Here is a 17,638-nt window from a genome sequence, read left to right on the forward strand (position 1 = left end):
AACCTACTACTCGGACTGGAGGTCTTCTGCGAGAGCGATGAGCGTCCGGACCATCACGCCCGTCGCACCCTTGCCCAACCAGGCGTACCCGCCGCCCTTGTTCTCCGACGGACCAGCGATGTCGAGGTGCGCCCAGGGGACACCGTCGCCGGCGAAGCGCTCGAGGAACTTGCCCGCGAGCAGCATGCCGCCGGCCGGGTTGCCGACCGTGGCGTTGACGATGTCGGCGACGTCGCTGGACAGCCGGGCCTCGAGCTCCTCGGGCAGCGGCATCGGCCAGATCGGCTCCGCGACGCCCTCGGCGACGGCACGGACCTTCGCGACGAGGTCGTCGCTGCCCATCAGGCCGGTGGTGCGGTCGCCGAGCGCGACGACCTGGGCGCCGGTCAGCGTGGCGACGTCGACGAGCGCGTCGGGCTCCTCGAGCGACGCGGCGGCCATCCCGTCGCCGAGCACCAGGCGGCCCTCGGCGTCGGTGTTCGTGACCTCGACCGTGGTGCCGTTCTTCAGCGTCAGGACGTCGCCCGGGCGGGTCGCGGTGCCGGAGGGCATGTTCTCGGCGAGGGCGAGCCACGCGGTCACGCGCACGTTCAGCCCCAGGCGGGCGGCGGCGACGGTCGCGGCGAGCACCGTGGCGGCACCGGTCATGTCGGTCTTCATGCCGAGCATCGACGCCGCGGGCTTGAGCGAGAGGCCGCCCGAGTCGAAGGTGATGCCCTTGCCCACGAGGGCGAGGTGCTTCGTGGCGGAGTCCGGCGCGTACCGGACGACGACCAGGCGCGGGGGACGCGCCGAACCGCGGCCGACACCGAGGATGCCGCCGAAGCCCTGCTCCTCGAGCGCCTGCTCGTCGAGGACCTCGACGGTGAGCGGCAGGTCCGAGGCGAACCCGGTCGCGACGTCGGCGACGTCCTGCGGCCCGAGGTCGCCCGCGGCGGTGTTCACGAGGTCGCGCACGAGCGACGCGGCGTCGGCGACGATCGCGGGGCGCCCGGCGGCGTCGGCTGCGACGTCGGCGGGGGCGACGACCTCGATGCGCTGGTCACCGCGGGCCGGGGCCTTGGTGCCGGTGCCCTTGTGCCGGGTGAAGGCGTACGCGCCGAGCGCCGCGCCCTCGAGGGCGGCGTCGACGAGCTCGGCCGAGTCCGTGGGCAGGGCGAGCGTGATCGAGTCGACCCGGGGGAGCTGTCGCACGGCGCTGCCGGCCGCAGCGCGGATCGCCGCGGCGCCCGTGGCGGAGCCGAGGCCGATCAGCGCGACCGACTTCGCACCGACGCCGGTGGCCGGCAGCCGGACGAGCTGGTCCTTCGCGCCGGTGACCCCGATCGCGGCGAGGTCGAGGTCGGCGAGGGCATCGAGCGTGCCGAGGGCGGTGGGAGCGAGCACAGCGGTGCTGTCGGCCTCGCCGGACGAGCCCGGGCGGACCCCGACGACGAGCACGTCGGCGGTGGTGGTCTCGGGGGGTGAACTGGTGGTGGAGAGCGTCGGTCGGACCATGCTCCAACCCTACCGACGGCCTGTTCGCTGTCGGCGTGGTCGTCGCGCACCGGGGACGTCGGACGCCCCGCCTAGCATGGGGACGGTGAACCACCCCGAGGAGCTCTACACGTTCGACGCAGACGCCCCGACCGTGCCAGCAGGGTTGCACCTGATCGCCGGGCTGACCGGCTTCGCCGATGCCGGATCGGCCGTCGCGCAGGTGACGAACTCGATCCTCGAGGACCTCGACACCGAACTCGTCGCCGAGTTCGACCCGGACGTGCTGCTCGACTGGCGGGCCCGTCGGCCGGTCATCACCTTCGAGCACGACCACATCAGCGCCGTCGAGCCGCCCCGTCTGGCCCTGCACCTGGTGCGCGACGAGATCGGCCAGCCGTTCCTGTTCCTGTCGGGCTACGAGCCGGACTTCCAGTGGAACCGCTTCGTCCGCGCGGTCACCGGGCTCGCCGCCGACCTGCAGGTGGCCGACACCACGTGGGTGCAGTCCATCCCGATGCCGGTCCCGCACACCCGTCCGATCAGCCTGACCGTCTCCGGCACCCGGGCCGACCTCGTCGAGCAGATGAGCGTCTGGAAGCCCGAGACCCAGGCGCCGGCGAACGTCCTGCACCTGGTCGAGCACCGCCTCGCCGAGACGGGTGCCCAGGTCACCGGGCTCGTGCTGCTCGTGCCGCACTACCTGTCCGACACCGAGTTCCCCGACGCCGCCGTCGCAGCGCTGTCCGGCATCGCCGCCGCGACCGGGCTCATCTTCCCGACCGACGCCCTGCGGGAGTCGGGTCGCGAGTTCCTCACCCGCGTCGAGGAGCAGGTGGCCGGGAACCCCGAGCTGCAGCGCCTGGTCTCCGTGCTCGAGGAGCGGCACGACACGTACATGGAGGGCAACCCCGTCGCGTCGCCGCTCACCGGCGTCGACGGCGAGGTGCCGACCGCCGACGCGATCGCGGCCGAGCTCGAGCGCTTCCTCGCCGACCGGCGCACCCAGGGCGACGCGACCGACTGACCGTCGCGGGATCCGGACGTCCCCACAGGGCGGCCTGGAGGCCCGTGGTGGCCCCGCACCGCGCCTCCAGGCCGTCCTCCGGTCGCCCGCACGACGTGACGCGCGTCGACGACGCTCGTCGCGCATCGACGTGGGGACGCGTCGGTAGCCTGGTCCGGTGAACTCCCGTCGTGCCTTCCTGATCTGGGGCGTCGCGGTCCTCGCGTACGTCCTCGCCGTGGTGCAGCGGTCCTCGCTCGGGGTGTCCGGCGTCGACGCGCAGGACCGGTTCGCCGTCTCCGCCGCGGTCCTGTCCACCCTCGCCGTGGTGCAGATCGCCGTCTACGCGGGGCTGCAGATCCCGGTGGGGATCGCGCTCGACCGCGTGGGCCCGCGCCGGCTGGTACTCCTCGGCGCCGCGCTGCTGGTCGTCGGACAGGCGATCGTCGCCGTGTCCCCGTCGATCGGGCCGGCCATCGCGGGGCGGGTGCTCGTCGGTGCCGGTGACGCCATGACCTTCATCTCGGTGATCCGCCTGGTGCCGATGTGGTTCAGCGGCCGGATCCTGCCGCAGATCTCGCAGTGGACGGGCAACCTCGGGCAGATCGGCCAGATCCTGTCGGCGTTCCCCTTCGCGGTGCTCCTGCACACGGTGGGCTGGACCCCGGCGTTCGGCGTCGCGGCCGCGGCTAGCGCTGTCGGCCTGGTGCTCGCCGCGGTCTTCGTGCGGAACGGTCCCGTGCCGGTGCGGACGGACACGATCCCGCTGCCGCACTCGTGGGGTGCCGCCTTCAGCACCTTCGGGCACGCGCTCCGGCGCCCGGGCACGCAGCTCGGGTTCTGGTCGCACTACGTCACCCAGTCCTCGGGCACGGTGTTCTCGCTGCTGTGGGGCGTGCCGATGCTCCGGGGGCTCGGGTACTCCCCGGGTGAGGCTGCCGGGTTCCTCACGATCATCGTGGTCGTCGGGTTCGTCGCCGGTCCGGTGCTCGGCGTGCTCTGCGCACGGTTCCCGATGCGCCGGTCGAACCTGGTGCTCGGCGTGGTCGTCCTGCTCGCGGTGCTCTGGACGGCGATCCTGCTCTGGCCCGGGCACCCGCCGACGTGGTTGCTCGTGCTGCTCGTCGTCGCGATGGGGATCGGTGGGCCCGGTTCCCTGATCGGCTTCGACTTCGCTCGGACCTTCAACCCGGTCGGATCGCTCGGCTCGGCGAACGGTGTCGTGAACGTCGGCGGCTTCCTGGCGGCCTTCGTGATGATGTACCTGATCGGCGTCGTCCTCGACGTCGCTGCGCGGGCTTCGGGCACCGAGGTGTTCGCCTGGGAGAACTTCCGGATCGCCCTCACCGTGCAGTACGTCGTGGTCGGTTTCGGCGTCGGGATGCTCCTGCACGCCCGCCGTCGGACCCGCCGCGTGCTGCACTCGGAAGAGGGAATACGCGTCGGGCCACTCTGGGTTGCACTCGTTGCACGCCTGCGGAAGCGGCACGTGCAATAATGATCACGGACCCGTTCGGGACCCCTGTCTGTCGGAGCACTTCGGAGCGCCGGTGAACTCGGGGGACTTGACATGGGTCCTAGTGCTGCCCGGAACGGTAGGACTCGTACGACGCGGGGGACTGCGGCGCGGGACCTGGGCGGCGAGGGAGGCCACGACCCCACGAACGTGGCACGACGAGAGAGGTGATCGCATGGCTGCCCGGAGCACGACGATCGATCCCACGAAGGACACCGAGCCCGAGGGCGCTGTGGCAGAGGACGCCACGGACACCGAGGGCACCGCAGCGCCGAAGAAGCGCGCCACGAAGGCCCCCGCCAAGAAGGCGCCCGCCAAGAAGGCGGCGCCCAAGGCGAAGAAGACCGACGCCGTCGACGAGGCGATCGCCTCCGACGAGCCCGTCGAGGAGCCGACCGACGAGGCCGACGACACCGACGACAAGACGGCCAAGCCGGACGCCGCTGCCGCGGTCGCCGCCGGTGCGCTCGTCATCTCGCAGACCGACGACGACGAGGCGCCGGTCTACTCGACGACCATCACTGGTGCCACCGCCGACCCGGTGAAGGACTACCTGAAGCAGATCGGCAAGGTCGCCCTGCTCAACGCCGAGCAGGAGGTCGAGCTCGCGATGCGCATCGAGGCCGGCCTGTTCGCCGAGGACAAGCTGCAGCACGCGACGGGGCTCTCGAAGCCCGCCGAGCGTGAACTGCGCTGGGTCGCCCGTGACGGTCAGCGTGCGAAGTCGCACCTGCTCGGTGCGAACCTCCGCCTGGTCGTCTCGCTCGCGAAGCGCTACACCGGTCGTGGCATGCAGTTCCTGGACCTCATCCAGGAGGGCAACCTGGGCCTGATCCGTGCGGTCGAGAAGTTCGACTACACCAAGGGCTTCAAGTTCTCGACCTACGCGACGTGGTGGATCCGTCAGGCCATCACCCGCGCCATGGCCGACCAGGCCCGCACCATCCGCATCCCGGTGCACATGGTCGAGGTCATCAACAAGCTCGCCCGCGTCCAGCGGCAGATGCTGCAGGACCTCGGTCGCGAACCCACTCCGGAAGAGCTCGCCCGCGAGCTCGACATGACCCCGGAGAAGGTCGTCGAGGTCCAGAAGTACGGCCGCGAGCCGATCTCGCTGCACACGCCCCTGGGCGAGGACGGCGACTCGGAGTTCGGTGACCTCATCGAGGACACCGAGGCGGTCGTGCCGGCCGACGCGGTGGGCTTCACGATGCTGCAGAAGCAGCTCGAGAGCCTGCTCGACTCCCTGTCCGAGCGCGAGGCGGGCGTGATCCGCATGCGCTTCGGCCTCGGTGACGGCCAGCCGAAGACCCTCGACCAGATCGGTGACACGTTCGGCGTGACGCGTGAGCGCATCCGTCAGATCGAGTCCAAGACGATGGCGAAGCTCCGCCACCCGTCGCGGTCGCAGTCGCTGCGCGACTACCTCGAGTAAGCCGGCATGCGCTTCTTCATCCCGATCCTGATCGGGCGGATCCTCCGTGCCCTCGCTCGTGCGCGGGGCGGCGGGTCCGCCTACCCGGGGTTCATCGTCCTGAAGCTCGTGCCGGACTTCCTGCAGCACGTGACGAAGCAGTTCCCGAACGGCGTCGTCTTCGTGCTCGGCTCGAACGGCAAGTCGACGACCACGCACATGATCTCCGACATCGTGCGGGCCCACGGGCTGCGGGTCTTCACGAACCCGTCCGGCGCGAACCTGCCGCAGGGCATCGCGTCGGCCCTGCTGTCCGAGGTCTCGCTGACCGGTCGCCTGAAGGCAGACATCGGCATCCTCGAGGTCGACGAGGCCTTCGCGGTCGAGCTCGCCGGGATCCTGTCGCCCTCGACGGTGACGATGCTCAACGTGCAGGTCGACCAGCTGTACCGGTTCTTCGAGACCGAGCGCGTGGCGACGATGATGCTCGACACCGCCGCACTGTCGACGGCGAACGTCATCACCAACCACGACGACCAGTTCCTCGACGGCTACTCCGGTACCCCCGGGCAGCGTGTCCTGCGGTTCGGTGCGAGCGACGAGGTCATCGCCGCAGCGCCGAACGGTCTGCAGAACGCCGACTCGTTCGACGCCGGTGACCGTGCCCAGCACACCGCCGACGCCGAGGTCGTGGCCCACACGGGCGACGGCGCGACGATCCGCTTCGACGGTGCCGAGATCCCGGTCCGCCTGCCCGCCCGCGGCCTGCACTACGCGGTCGACGCCGCTGCGGCCACCGCGACGGCCAGTGCGGCCCTCGGCGCGCAGTTCCGGGCCGATGCCGTGACCAAGGCCTTCGGCACGATGAAGCCCGCGTACGGCCGTGGCGAACGACTCCCCATCGCGGGCGAGTCCGCCGAGTTCACGATGTTCAAGAACGCCGCGAGCCTGCAGCTGAACCTCGACGCCCTGCCGGACCAGCCCGAGCAGGTCCTCATGGCGATCGACGAGGGCACGCCCGACATCTCCTGGATCTACGACATCGACTTCTCGAAGCTCGACCACGTGGACGTCGTCTCCGGTGACAAGGCGTGGCAGATCGCGATCGCGCTCGAGCACGCCGGTGTCCGCATCGGCCGGGTCGAGCCCGACGTCGAAGCGGCCATCAAGCACATGGAGCAGCTCGGCTCGACGACCCGCGGGACGAAGAACTTCATCGTCAACTACGAGATCATGATGATCGCCCGCAAGGCCCTGGGCCACCCGGACATGGAGAAGACCGCATGACGGCCGACCGGCTGACCATCCTGCACGTCTACCCCCGGCAGATGGGCGTCTCGGGCGACCGTGGCAACGTCGCGGCCCTGGTCCGCCGTGCGGCCGCTTCGGGCATCGAGACACAGGTCCTCGAGTACGCGCCCGGTGACGAGCTCCCGACCGCGGCGGGCGTCGTCGTGATCGGCAACGGACCGCTCAGCGCGATGCGTTCCCTGGGCGACGACGTCACCCGCATCGGCGGCGCGCTCCGTGCGTTCGCGACCGATGGTGTGCCGGTCATCGCGGTCGGCGGTGGGTTCGACCTGGCGACGAACGAGGTCGTGCCGACCGAGGGTGCGCCGGTCGCCGGCTTCGGCGTGTTCGACGCCCGGGCCGTCCGCGGTGCCGAGCGCCGCGTGAACTACTTCGTCCTCGAGACCCGGTACCCGCTGCTCCCCGGAGCACCGAAGCGTCTCGCCGGCTTCGAGGACCACGCCACCACGATCGAACTCGCGGCCGGGGTCAGCCCGTTCGCCGACGTCGTGTCCGGTGGTGGCAACCAGGCGGGAGCCCCGGTCGAGGGTGCGATCGTCGGCACGTCGTTCGGCACGCACACGCAGGGCCCGATCCTGCCGCTCAACCCGCAGCTGACCGATGGTGTCCTCGCCGCGGCCACCGCACGGCTGGGCCGGGAGTACGCGCCGGACGCGGAGCAGACGGCGACCATCGACCGCTACGCACATGAAGCGCGCGCCACGGTCGACCGCTACGTCGACAAGGCGTTCAAGCGCATCGCCTGACGCACGAAGAAGAAGGCCGGGTCCCGAGGGGGGCCCGGCCTTCGTCGTCTCCGCGCGTTCTGAACCAGGCTGCAGACAGACAGGAGGCGCGGTGCCAACTGGCACCGCGCCTCCTGTCCGTGTGTCGGTCGCGACTACTTCGACTCGTAGAGTCGGCTGCTCTCGTCGTGCCACTCGATGGCGGTCGCCGCGAGCTTGTCCTTGAACTCGGCGCCGTGGTGGGCGCAGAAGTAGAGCTCGCCGCTCGACATCGTGGCTCGGATGTAGGCCTGCGCCCCGCAGCTGTCGCAACGGTCGGCGGCGGTCAGCTGGTGGTTGCTGACTTCGTCGATGGAGGGGTCCTGCACGGTCTGGGTCATTGCTGTGCTCCTCACGGATCGCAGGTGGTGCCGGGTGGTTGCACCATTTCAACACGTGATGCCTGAGAGCGACGCATTGTCGGGGCCTGTTTCGCTCAGCGCGGATCGCTTGGCCCCAGTGCGAGTGTCCACACGGTGCTGTCGGTGCCGCTCGGTAAACTCCGACGGTGAGCTCCGACTACTCCGCACGCCATCTCTCCGTCCTCGAAGGGCTCGAGGCGGTCCGGAAGCGGCCGGGCATGTACATCGGCTCGACGGACTCCCGGGGCCTCATGCACTGCCTGTGGGAGATCATCGACAACTCGGTCGACGAAGCCCTCGCGGGGCACGGTGACGAGATCGGTGTCGTGCTGCACGCCGACGGCTCGGTCGAGGTCCGGGACACCGCCCGGGGCATCCCCGTCGACGTCGAACCGAAGACCGGCCTCACCGGCGTCGAGGTCGTGTTCACCAAGCTGCACGCCGGCGGCAAGTTCGGCTCGGGGTCCTACGCGGCCTCGGGCGGGTTGCACGGTGTCGGCGCCTCGGTCGTGAACGCGCTGTCGGAGCGCCTCGACGTCGAGGTCGACCGGGGCGGCAAGACCTACGCCATGTCGTTCCACCGCGGCGAGCCCGGCATCTTCGACGACAACAAGGGCATCGGCCCGGACGCCCCGTTCGCGCCCTTCACGTCCGGCAGCGAACTGCGCGTCGTGGGCAAGGTCAAGAAGGGCGTCACCGGCTCCCGGATCCGCTACTGGGCGGACCGCCAGATCTTCACCGCCGACGCCCGGTTCAGCACCGACGACCTGGTCACCCGTGCACGGCAGACCGCGTTCCTCGTGCCCGGGCTCGGCATCACCATCACCGACGAGCGCGCGGCGTCGATCGACGCCGCTGCCGCCCGGGCCGAGGCGACGGGCACCACCGTGGCCGCGGGGCCGGTGGTGGAGCGCTTCCGGTACGAGGGCGGGATCGGTGAGTTCGTCGAGCACCTCGCCGTCGACAGCCCCCTCACCGACGTCTGGCGCGTGCAAGGGACCGGCACCTTCACCGAGACCGTGCCGATGCTCGACGACAAGGGCCACATGGTCTCCACCTCGGTCGAGCGCGAGTGCGAGGTCGACCTGGCGCTCCGCTGGGGCAGTGGCTACGAGACCGTGTTCCGCAGCTTCGTCAACATCATCGCGACGCCGAAGGGCGGCACCCACCAGGCCGGGTTCGAGTCGGGCGTCGTCAAGGCCGTCCGTGCCCAGGTCGAGGCGAACGCCCGCAAGCTCAAGGTCGGGCAGGACAAGCTCGACAAGGACGACGTGCTCGCCGGCATGACCGCCGTGCTGACGGTGCGCCTGCCCGAGCCGCAGTTCGAGGGGCAGACGAAGGAGATCCTCGGCACCCCGGCGGTCCGCAAGATCGTCGACCAGGTCGTGTCGAAGCGCATCACCGAGATCCTCACCTCGACGCAGCGCACCGAGAAGGCACAGTCGGCCGCCCTGCTCGAGAAGGTCGTGTCCGAGATGAAGACCCGCATCTCGGCGCGGGCACACAAGGAGACGCAGCGCCGCAAGAACGCGCTCGAGAACTCCTCGCTGCCGACGAAGCTCGCCGACTGCCGCTCGCAGGAGACCGAGGGCACCGAGCTCTTCATCGTCGAGGGCGACTCGGCGCTGGGCACCGCGAAGCTCGCCCGCAACAGCGAGTACCAGGCGCTGCTGCCGATCCGCGGCAAGATACTCAACGTGCAGAAGGCGTCCGTGTCGGACATGCTCTCGAACGTCGAGTGCGCGTCGATCATCCAGGTCATCGGCGCCGGTTCGGGCCGCACGTTCGACATCGACCAGGCCCGCTACGGCAAGATCATCATCATGTCGGACGCCGACGTTGACGGCGCCCACATCCGCACGCTGCTGCTGACGCTGTTCTTCCGCTACATGCGGCCGATGATCGAACAGGGCCGGGTCTTCGCCGCCGTGCCGCCGCTGCACCGGGTCGTCGTGGTGAACCGCGGCAAGCCGAACGACACGCTCTACACGTACTCCGAACAGGAGCTGCAGACGGTGCTGAAGAAGCTCGAGAAGACGGGCAAGAAGTACCAGGAGCCGATCCAGCGGTACAAGGGCCTCGGCGAGATGGACGCCGACCAGCTCGCGGAGACCACGATGGACCGCGCGCACCGCACCCTGCGCCGGGTGAACGTGACCCATGCCGAGGGCGCCGCGAAGGTCTTCGAGCTGCTCATGGGCAACGACGTCGCGCCGCGCAAGGAGTTCATCCTGGCCGGCGAGGGCCTGGACCGCGACCGCATCGACGCGTAGCGCGTCGCGAAAGCGACACCGCTCGGCCGACGCGCACGGTCCATGGCGCAAGAGCGACAGAACCCCGCCGACTGTCGGCGGGGTTCTGTCGCTTCCGCGATGCCGGACGGGAGGCCCGTGGCGGGGCCGCGGCGCGCCTCCAGGCCGGTGCGCCCTGCGTTCTCACGCGCTGGGCGACACCTCACGCATCCCCACGGGCGTGAGGTGTCGCCAGGCGCGAAACCAGTGCGCGCCTACGCCTCGCCGGCGGTGCCGTCGAGCGTCGCGGCGCTGCCGCCGATCGAGCCGATGACCGCCTCGAGCGGGGCACCCGACCCGTCACGCTTCGACAGCCAGTCGGGCAGGGTCCGTGCGGCGCCGTCCGTGCCGACGGCGTGCGGCGGCGCGATGCCGGCCCAGCCCACGGTGAGCCCGTCCTCGCCCTTCAGGAACGCGTGCGCCCGGACACCCTGGGTGGCGCGGCCCTTCGCCGGGAACTCCGACAGGGCGGAGACCTTGGCGCGGCCGGCGTCGGTGCCGGGCAGTGCGGTCGAGGTGGTGGACACCGTGGCGACCACGGCGTCGTCGGAGCGGGCGACCGAGCCGAACCAGATCACCGAGGCGCCGTCGGCCAGGGCCATGCCGGCCACGCCACCCGCGGGCAGCCCCTGCGCCCGGACGACCGACGCCGGGAACCGCAGCAGCTGTGCGTTCGAGCTGATGAACACGAGGTCGTCGGACTCCGGGGCCTGGGCAGCGCCGACCACGTGGTCGCCGGGCTTCAGGCCGATGGCGACGAACTCCGGCTTGTCGGGCCATGCACCCGCCACGACGCGCTTCACGACGCCGTGTGCGGTGCCGATCGCCAGCGAGTCCGACGACGCGCCGGACAGGTCGACGATCGCCATGACGGTCTCGCCCTTGGTGAGCGCCAGGAAGTCGGTGACCCGGACGCCGGCGTCGAGCCGGACCGCGGCGGGCGGTACGGCGGGGACGTCGACGGGGGAGAGCCGGAGGACACGACCGGTCGAGGTGATCGCGCCGATCTGCCCCCGCACCGTGCTCACCACGGCGGAGCGGACGGCGTCGTGCTTCGAGCGCTTCGGCACGCGGACGATGCCGAGCTCCGACGTCGGGATGTCGACGCGGATGAGCCGTCCGGTGGTGGAGAGCAGCACGCGGCAGGGCGAGTCGGCGATCTGCAGGGACTCCGGGTCGACCGCGGCCTTCCGACCGCCCTTCACCGGGGCGTCGGCCTCGGTGAGCAGCGTGCGCCGCGGGGTCGCGAACTTGTCGGACACCTCGGTGAGCTCGAGGGCGACCTGCGCGCGGAGCCGTTCGTCGGACGCCAGGAGTTCTTCGAGGGCGGCGATGTCGGCGAGCAGCTGGTCGCGCTCGGCCTCGAGCTCCATCCGTGAGAACTTCGTCAGGCGGCGCAGGCGCAGCTCGAGGATGTACTCGGCCTGCACCTCGGACAGGTCGAAGACGTCGCGCAGGCGGTTGCGCGCCGCCTCGGAGTCGTCGGAGGTGCGGATGACCTGGATGACCTCGTCGATGTCGAGGATCGCGATGAGCAGGCCCTCGACCAGGTGCAGCCGTTCCTTGCGTCGTGCCAGCCGGTACTGCGACCGGCGGGTGACGACGTCGAGGCGGTGCTGCACGTAGACGTCGAGCAGCTCACGGAGCCCGAGGGTGCGCGGCGACCCGCCGACCAGCGCGACGTTGTTGATGCCGAAGCCGTCCTCGAGCGGGGTGTGCTTGTAGAGCTGCTCGAGCACGGCGGTGGGGTTGAAGCCGCTCTTGATGCCGATGACGAGCCGGAGCCCGTGGTTGCGGTCGGTCAGGTCGTTGACGTCCGAGATGCCGACGAGCTTCTTGGACTGGACGCCGTCCTTGATCTTCTCGATGACGCGTTCGGGGCCGACCAGGTACGGCAGCTCGGTGACGACGAGTCCCACCTTGCGCGGGGTGAGGTTCTCGACGCTCACCTTGGCGCGGGTGCGGAACGAACCACGGCCGGTGGCGTAGGCGTCGCGGACCCCGGAGAGCCCGACGATCGTGCCGCCGGACGGCAGGTCGGGGCCGGGGACGAACTCCATGAGCTCTTCGAGGCTGGCCTGCGGGTTCATGAGCAGGTGCTTCGCGGCCTCGACGACTTCGCCGAGGTTGTGCGGCGCCATGTTAGTGGCCATGCCGACCGCGATGCCGGAGGCGCCGTTGACCAGCAGGTTCGGGAACGCCGCCGGCAGCACGCCCGGCTGCATGATCTGGTTGTCGTAGTTCGGGACGAAGTCGACGACGTCCTCGCCCAGGCCCTCGGTCATCGCCATCGACGGTTCGGCGAGCCTGGCCTCGGTGTACCGGGCGGCAGCGGGGCCGTCGTCGAGCGAGCCGAAGTTGCCGTGACCGTCGACGAGCGGCACGCGCATCGTGAACGGCTGGGCCATGCGGACCAGCGCGTCGTAGATCGCGCCGTCGCCGTGCGGGTGCAGCTTGCCCATCACCTCGCCGGTGACGCGGGCGCTCTTGACGTGTCCGCGATCGGGCCGCAGCCCCATCTCGGCCATCTGGTACAGGATGCGACGCTGCACCGGCTTCAGGCCGTCGCGGGCGTCGGGCAGCGCCCGCGAGTAGATGACGGAGTACGCGTACTCGAGGAAGGAGCCCTGCATCTCCTCGGAGACGTCGACGTCCTCGATGCGCTCACCGTCGGGCAGGCCGACTACGTCCGTGCGTGCCATGGCACCTTTCTGGAGAACCGGAGTCGTCTGGGAGACTCGTGGGATGGGAACAAGCGTACCGACGGCCCCCGACGCCGTCGCGAACCTCGCCGACGTCTTCCCGAGTTGCCTCGTGGCGCTCGGCGCTGCGGACGACGCGTGGTTGCGGAACGACGGCCTGGAGGCCCGGATCACCCTCCGCCCCGCCCGCTCGGCGATCGTCGTGCTGGTCGACGGCCTCGGTTCCGCCGCGCTGGCGGCGCGCGCCGGGCACGCCCGCTGGTTGACCGGCGCGAAGGGCACCGGCACCGCGAAGAAGCTCCGGAGCGGGTTCCCGACGACGACCGCGGCGGCGCTGAGCACCCTGACCACGGGCCGCTCGCCCGGCACCCACGGCGTCGTCGGGTACAGCGGCTGGAACCCGGACACCGGTGCCGTGATGAACCTGCTCGGCGGCTGGGACACCGAGGTGCCCGCCGACTGGTTCCTGACGCAGACCCTGTTCACCCGGGCCACGGAGCTCGGGCTGGACCCCGTCGTCGTCGGGCCGGGCCGGTACCGCTCGTCCGGGATGACCGCGAACGTGCTCGGCGGCGCCCGGTACGTGTCGGCGGACACCATCGCGCAGCGCGTCGACGCCGCACTGGCCGAGACCGCCACCGGCCGCTCGCTCGTCTACCTGTACGTGCCGGAGCTCGACTCGATCGGGCACAAGTACGGCTGGCAGTCCGACCGGTGGACGGCCGCCCTCGAGTTGCTCGACGGGGAACTCGCCCGCCTCGATGCACGGACCGCCGACGACGTGGGGGTCCTGGTGACCGCGGACCACGGTGTGCTCGACGTGCCGGACCACGCGAACATCGCCATCGACCCGCTGCTGCTCACCGACGTCGTCGGCGTCGCGGGTGACCCGCGCTGCCGCCAGCTCACCGTCGCACCCGGTACCGACGTCCGCGCCCTGGTCGGCGCGTTCCGGGCCCGCTACGGCAAGAAGGCCTCCGTCGCCAGCCGTGCCGAGGCGATCGAGGCCGGGTGGTTCGGGCAGGTGTCCGACCAGGTGGTGCCGCGCATCGGCGACGTGCTCGTCGTGGCGCGCGGCTCGTGGGCGTTCAACGACGACCGTGCCCTGCGCGAGGACGAGACGCCGAAGCGCATGATCGGCCAGCACGGGGCGATGACCGACGAGGAGACGATCGTGCCGCTCCGGCTCGCCGGCGCGTTCGCCCACTGAGGGCGCCAGCGCCGACGGGCGACGTGCGGATCAGGCGGGGTCGTCGTCCGGGCGGGTGCCGAAGACGATCTCGTCCCAGCTCGGCATCGAGCGGCGGTTGCGCTTCTTGCGTTCGCCACGGCTCTCGGGCTCGGGCGCCGACGCCGGACGGGCATCGGTCGACTGCGGCGCGGTGTCGTGCGCGCCGCCGTCCTCGAAGCCCTGCAGCGGGATGTCGACGACGCTGATGGACGTGCCGCGGGCGGACTCGTCGCGCTGTTCGCCGAAGGACGCTGCTTCGCGCTCACCGCGGCGACGGCGGAGCGCCTCGAGCAGGTCGGCGGTCTCGTTGCCGGGAGCACGCTCTTCCACGGCGGCCTGGCCGATGCGGGGCAGCGGTGCACGGAGCGGTGCGTGCTGCGACGGCTCGGGCTCGGCGGCCGGCTGCTCCGGCTCGTCGACGCGGAAGGCGCCGGAGTCGAAGCGGGTGCCGTCGTCGTCCTGCTGCTCGAACTCGACCGCACGCAGACGCGGGGCGATGCCCTCGTCGTCGGTGTGCGACAGCCGGTGCGCGTCGCCGTTGTCCGGCACGAGGGTCGAGGTCTTGGGGTCGAAGTGCCACTGGGCGTCGTGCTCGACCTCGCCAGCGGTGTAGCGGACGCGGACCTGCCAGCCGCTCTCCGGGTGCTTCCAGGAGCCCCAGGTGATCGCGGTGGCCTCGCCGGCCTCGAGCTTCGCGGTGATCGCGGGGCCGAAGGTGTCGGGGGCTTCGTCGTCGACCGGAGTGACCGGCACACGGTGCGACGCGTCGAGGATGAAGGCACGCTCGGCGAGGACCGGGCCCTCGAAGCGGCGGACGTACTCGACGTCGACGTCGAGCGCGGCGGCCACGTCGGCGGCGTCGGCGCCACCACGGATGCGCGCCTGGACGTCCTTGGGGGAGACCCGCTTCTGCGGACCGGCGTCGGGGTTCGCCTGGCGCACCTGGCCTGCCAGCGACGACGTGACGGGCAACCGGAACTCGGTGCCGCCGTCGGTCGCCAGGAGGAGTGCGCCGGACTCGACTCCGATGACTCTCACGTCTTGCATGGTTCCGCCTTCCCAGCGTCGCGTACGGTCCTGCTGTCGTACCCCGTGAGTATGCAGGGACGACGGGCGGTTTCCGGGGAGGCGCACGGGCGTGCCGCGGACATCCGCACGGCCGATCCCGGGCGGGCGGCGCTCCGGCAACGGGTGTCGGGAATGTCCGGTTCCGGTCATGGGTTGCACAGCCAGCACGACCCGCCGCAGCACTCGGTTTGCGCTCTGGCGGGGCGTGGTGCAAACTGTCGCCGCCGATCACCCGGCGACGACCTCTCGATACGAGAAATGGATGGGCATGGCCACCGATTACGACGCCCCCCGGAAGACCGACGACAACTCTGACTCAGAGTCGATCGAGGCCCTCAAGGAGCGCGTTCCCGACAAGATGTCGGGGGTCGTCGACGATGATTCCGACAACCCCGGCAGCTTCGAACTCGCCGGGCAGGACCTCAGCGACGTCGACCTCGACGTCGTGGTGCTGCCCCCGCAGGTCGATGAGTTCACCTGCGTCGAGTGCTTCCTCGTGAAGCACCGCTCCCAGCTCGACCACGAGTCGAAGCTCGGACCGGTGTGCGCGGAGTGCGCTTCGCTCTAGCGAGCACAGCCGCGTCGCTCTCGACGCAACGATCAGCGAAGGCCCCGCATCCTCCAGGGATGCGGGGCCTTCGTCGTGTGCTGCGAGGCTGGGCCGAGCCGCGCCTCCAGGCCGTGGACCGTGGTCCGTCAGGACCGCAGCGCCTCGACGACCTTGCCCGGGTGCCGGACGCTGACCAGCCAGTAGGGCGTCGGGTCCGCGTCGTCGCGCACCTCGACCTTGACGACCCCGCGGACGTAGCCGCGGAAGAGGGTCCAGGCGCGGGCGTCGAGTGCCGGCCCGCGCTGCTCGGTGGCCGCTGCGCCCTCGAACGCCTCGGTCGTGCCGACGAGCGTGCGGGGGAGGTGGGCCTTGCCCGCGCGGAACTCGGTGTCGGTGACCTCGATGGTGGGTGCGAGTGCCCACAGGAGGACGAGGACCCCGAGCTCCATCCCGATCGCCACGAGGACGCCGGCCAGGACGCTGATGGGGAGGAAGACGAGCAGGGTGGCGGGGATGACGAGCGCCGTCGCCAGGTAGAGGGCGGGCGGGGCCCAGAGTCGTTCGCGGTACAGGGTCACGGGTCCATTCGATCACGAGCGAGCGAGGTCACGGAACGGTCACGGCTGCACTACCCTCGTCACGTGACCGAACCAGTCGACGTCCTCTGGACCGGGGAGCACGCTCCCGGCCACGCCCACCCCGGCGACGCGGGTGCCGATCTCGTCTCCACCGAGGCCTTCGTGCTGCAGCCGGGGGAGCGACACCTGGCCGCCACGGGCCTGCGCATCGCGCTGCCCGAGGGGTACGCCGCGTTCGTGGTCCCGCGGAGCGGCCTGGCTGCGAAGCACGGCATCACGATCGTGAACAGCCCCGGCACCGTCGACTCCGGCTACCGCGGGGAGATCAAGGTCGCTCTGCTCAACACCGACCAGACGGAACCGTACGAGGTGCACGTCGGCGACCGCATCGCCCAGTTGATCGTGATGCCGGTGCCGCAGGTGACCTACACCCGGGTCGACGACCTGCCGGACAGCGTCCGCGGACAGGGCGGGTTCGGCTCGTCGGGCTACGGTGACCGGAGCGACGCCGTGACCGGTGCCGCCGCAGACGCTCAGGAAGGAACGCGCGCATGAAGTTCGGCCGACGCAAGCGGGACGAGGTCGAGGTGGCGGACGCCGTCGCCGACGACATCGAGGTCGCGGACACGTCCCCTGAGGTCGACATCGCGACGGATGCCGACGCGGACCTCGACGAGGTCGACGCGGTCGCCCCGACGGACAAGTCCGCTCCGGAGGACCGGGCCGAGAACGGCCCCCACGACGAGACCGAGGCGAACCTGGTCCGCCCCTACGTCGACCTGGGCGGGGTGAAGGTGCTCCCGCGCGAGGGCCTGCACCTGCGCCTCGAGGTCGAGGAGGGCTCGCAGCGCGTCGTCGCGGTCGGGCTCGACTACGACGAGTCCACGCTGCAGGTCCAGCCGTTCGCGGCACCCCGGTCCACCGGCCTGTGGCACGAGATCCGCGCCCAGATCGCCGAGCAGATCGAGCGCCAGGGCGGTGTCGTGACCGAGGTCGACGGCCCGTTCGGCCCCGAGCTCCGCGCGTCCGTCCCGGTCGCCGTGGACGGCGACGGCGGCACCGCGGGCTCCCGTCCGGCCCGTTTCGTCGGCGTCGACGGCCCGCGCTGGTTCCTGCGCGGCGTGATCGCCGGCAAGGCCGCCGAGCAGCCCGACGACGCGAGCGAGATCGAGGAGCTGTTCCGCAGCGTCGTCGTCGTGCGCGGCACGACGCCGATGCCGCCGCGCGACCTCATCCCGCTGCACATGCCCAAGTCGACGCAGACCGCGATCTGACCGACTGACGACCAACCCCGCCTGGAGGCACGGTGCCGGACCACGACGACACCCCACGACCCGAGACGGCTGGCTCCGACCCCGTTGCACCGGCT

Annotated in this window: 15 protein-coding genes; 10 read left to right on the forward strand and 5 right to left on the reverse strand. The window is 71.1% G+C overall.

The features are described from left to right. Positions 1 to 6: 6 nt before the first annotated feature. Positions 7 to 1,497 (reverse strand): leucyl aminopeptidase, encoded by a 1,491-nt coding sequence (locus DEI98_RS09710; RefSeq protein WP_111100630.1) that lies wholly within the window; start codon positions 1,495 to 1,497, stop codon positions 7 to 9. Between the two features lie 76 nt (positions 1,498 to 1,573). On the opposite strand from DEI98_RS09710, the gene DEI98_RS09715 reads away from it, so the two are divergent. The 5 genes from DEI98_RS09715 (at position 1,574) to DEI98_RS09735 (ending at position 7,469) form a co-directional block, all read left to right on the forward strand. Then, entirely contained in the window at positions 1,574 to 2,503 is a 930-nt protein-coding gene (locus DEI98_RS09715; protein WP_027465460.1) for a proteasome assembly chaperone family protein, read from the forward strand. Positions 2,504 to 2,660: 157 nt separating this feature from the next. Next, positions 2,661 to 3,980 carry a nitrate/nitrite transporter gene (locus DEI98_RS09720; protein ID WP_071403956.1) on the forward strand — a complete coding sequence of 440 codons (1,320 nt, stop codon included), beginning with the start codon at positions 2,661 to 2,663 and terminating at the stop codon, positions 3,978 to 3,980. A 193-nt stretch (positions 3,981 to 4,173) separates the two neighbouring features. Beyond that, entirely contained in the window at positions 4,174 to 5,433 is a 1,260-nt protein-coding gene (locus DEI98_RS09725) for an RNA polymerase sigma factor (protein WP_027465462.1), read from the forward strand. A 6-nt stretch (positions 5,434 to 5,439) separates the two neighbouring features. After that, positions 5,440 to 6,699, forward strand: a complete 1,260-nt coding sequence (locus DEI98_RS09730) for a MurT ligase domain-containing protein (protein WP_017886091.1) — start codon at positions 5,440 to 5,442, stop codon at positions 6,697 to 6,699. Next, positions 6,696 to 7,469, forward strand: a complete 774-nt coding sequence (locus tag DEI98_RS09735; RefSeq protein WP_111100631.1) for a type 1 glutamine amidotransferase — start codon at positions 6,696 to 6,698, stop codon at positions 7,467 to 7,469. Before DEI98_RS09730 ends, DEI98_RS09735 begins: the two co-directional genes overlap by 4 nt. 134 nt (positions 7,470 to 7,603) lie before the next feature. Here DEI98_RS09735 and DEI98_RS09740 read toward each other — a convergent pair whose 3' ends face one another. Continuing rightward, positions 7,604 to 7,828 (reverse strand): hypothetical protein, encoded by a 225-nt coding sequence (locus tag DEI98_RS09740; RefSeq protein ID WP_017886093.1) that lies wholly within the window; start codon positions 7,826 to 7,828, stop codon positions 7,604 to 7,606. Positions 7,829 to 7,995: 167 nt separating this feature from the next. Here DEI98_RS09740 and DEI98_RS09745 point away from each other — a divergent pair, with 167 nt between their 5' ends. Next, entirely contained in the window at positions 7,996 to 10,122 is a 2,127-nt protein-coding gene (locus DEI98_RS09745) for a type IIA DNA topoisomerase subunit B (protein WP_111100632.1), read from the forward strand. A 233-nt stretch (positions 10,123 to 10,355) separates the two neighbouring features. On the opposite strand, the gene DEI98_RS09750 is transcribed toward DEI98_RS09745, so the two are convergent. Next, a complete protein-coding gene (locus tag DEI98_RS09750) occupies positions 10,356 to 12,842 on the reverse strand; it encodes a DNA topoisomerase (ATP-hydrolyzing) subunit A (protein WP_111100642.1) in 2,487 nt (828 codons plus the stop codon). Between the two features lie 43 nt (positions 12,843 to 12,885). On the opposite strand from DEI98_RS09750, the gene DEI98_RS09755 reads away from it, so the two are divergent. Next, a complete protein-coding gene (locus DEI98_RS09755; protein ID WP_181438001.1) occupies positions 12,886 to 14,052 on the forward strand; it encodes an alkaline phosphatase family protein in 1,167 nt (388 codons plus the stop codon). 30 nt (positions 14,053 to 14,082) lie between these two features. On the opposite strand, the gene sepH is transcribed toward DEI98_RS09755, so the two are convergent. Next, positions 14,083 to 15,111, reverse strand: coding sequence for a septation protein SepH (gene sepH, locus DEI98_RS09760; RefSeq protein ID WP_163343679.1), 1,029 nt, complete (start codon positions 15,109 to 15,111; stop codon positions 14,083 to 14,085). Between the two features lie 298 nt (positions 15,112 to 15,409). On the opposite strand from sepH, the gene DEI98_RS09765 reads away from it, so the two are divergent. Then, the gene (locus tag DEI98_RS09765) at positions 15,410 to 15,709 is read left to right on the forward strand and encodes a DUF4193 domain-containing protein (RefSeq protein ID WP_017886098.1); all 300 of its coding nucleotides are present in this window, start codon (positions 15,410 to 15,412) and stop codon (positions 15,707 to 15,709) included. 128 nt (positions 15,710 to 15,837) lie between these two features. Here DEI98_RS09765 and DEI98_RS09770 read toward each other — a convergent pair whose 3' ends face one another. Next, the gene (locus tag DEI98_RS09770; protein WP_110859581.1) at positions 15,838 to 16,269 is read right to left on the reverse strand and encodes a DUF3093 domain-containing protein; all 432 of its coding nucleotides are present in this window, start codon (positions 16,267 to 16,269) and stop codon (positions 15,838 to 15,840) included. Positions 16,270 to 16,332: 63 nt separating this feature from the next. On the opposite strand from DEI98_RS09770, the gene dut reads away from it, so the two are divergent. Continuing rightward, complete coding sequence (gene dut / locus DEI98_RS09775) at positions 16,333 to 16,824, forward strand: dUTP diphosphatase (protein WP_071403948.1); 492 nt, start codon at positions 16,333 to 16,335, stop codon at positions 16,822 to 16,824. Then, a complete protein-coding gene (locus tag DEI98_RS09780; RefSeq protein ID WP_027465470.1) occupies positions 16,821 to 17,543 on the forward strand; it encodes a DUF3710 domain-containing protein in 723 nt (240 codons plus the stop codon). The genes dut and DEI98_RS09780 overlap by 4 nt, the downstream gene beginning before the upstream one ends. The last annotated feature ends 95 nt before the right edge of the window (positions 17,544 to 17,638 follow it).

Origin of the sequence: Curtobacterium sp. MCLR17_034, from assembly GCF_003234485.1 — a bacterium.
GTDB classification, from domain to species: domain Bacteria; phylum Actinomycetota; class Actinomycetes; order Actinomycetales; family Microbacteriaceae; genus Curtobacterium; species Curtobacterium flaccumfaciens.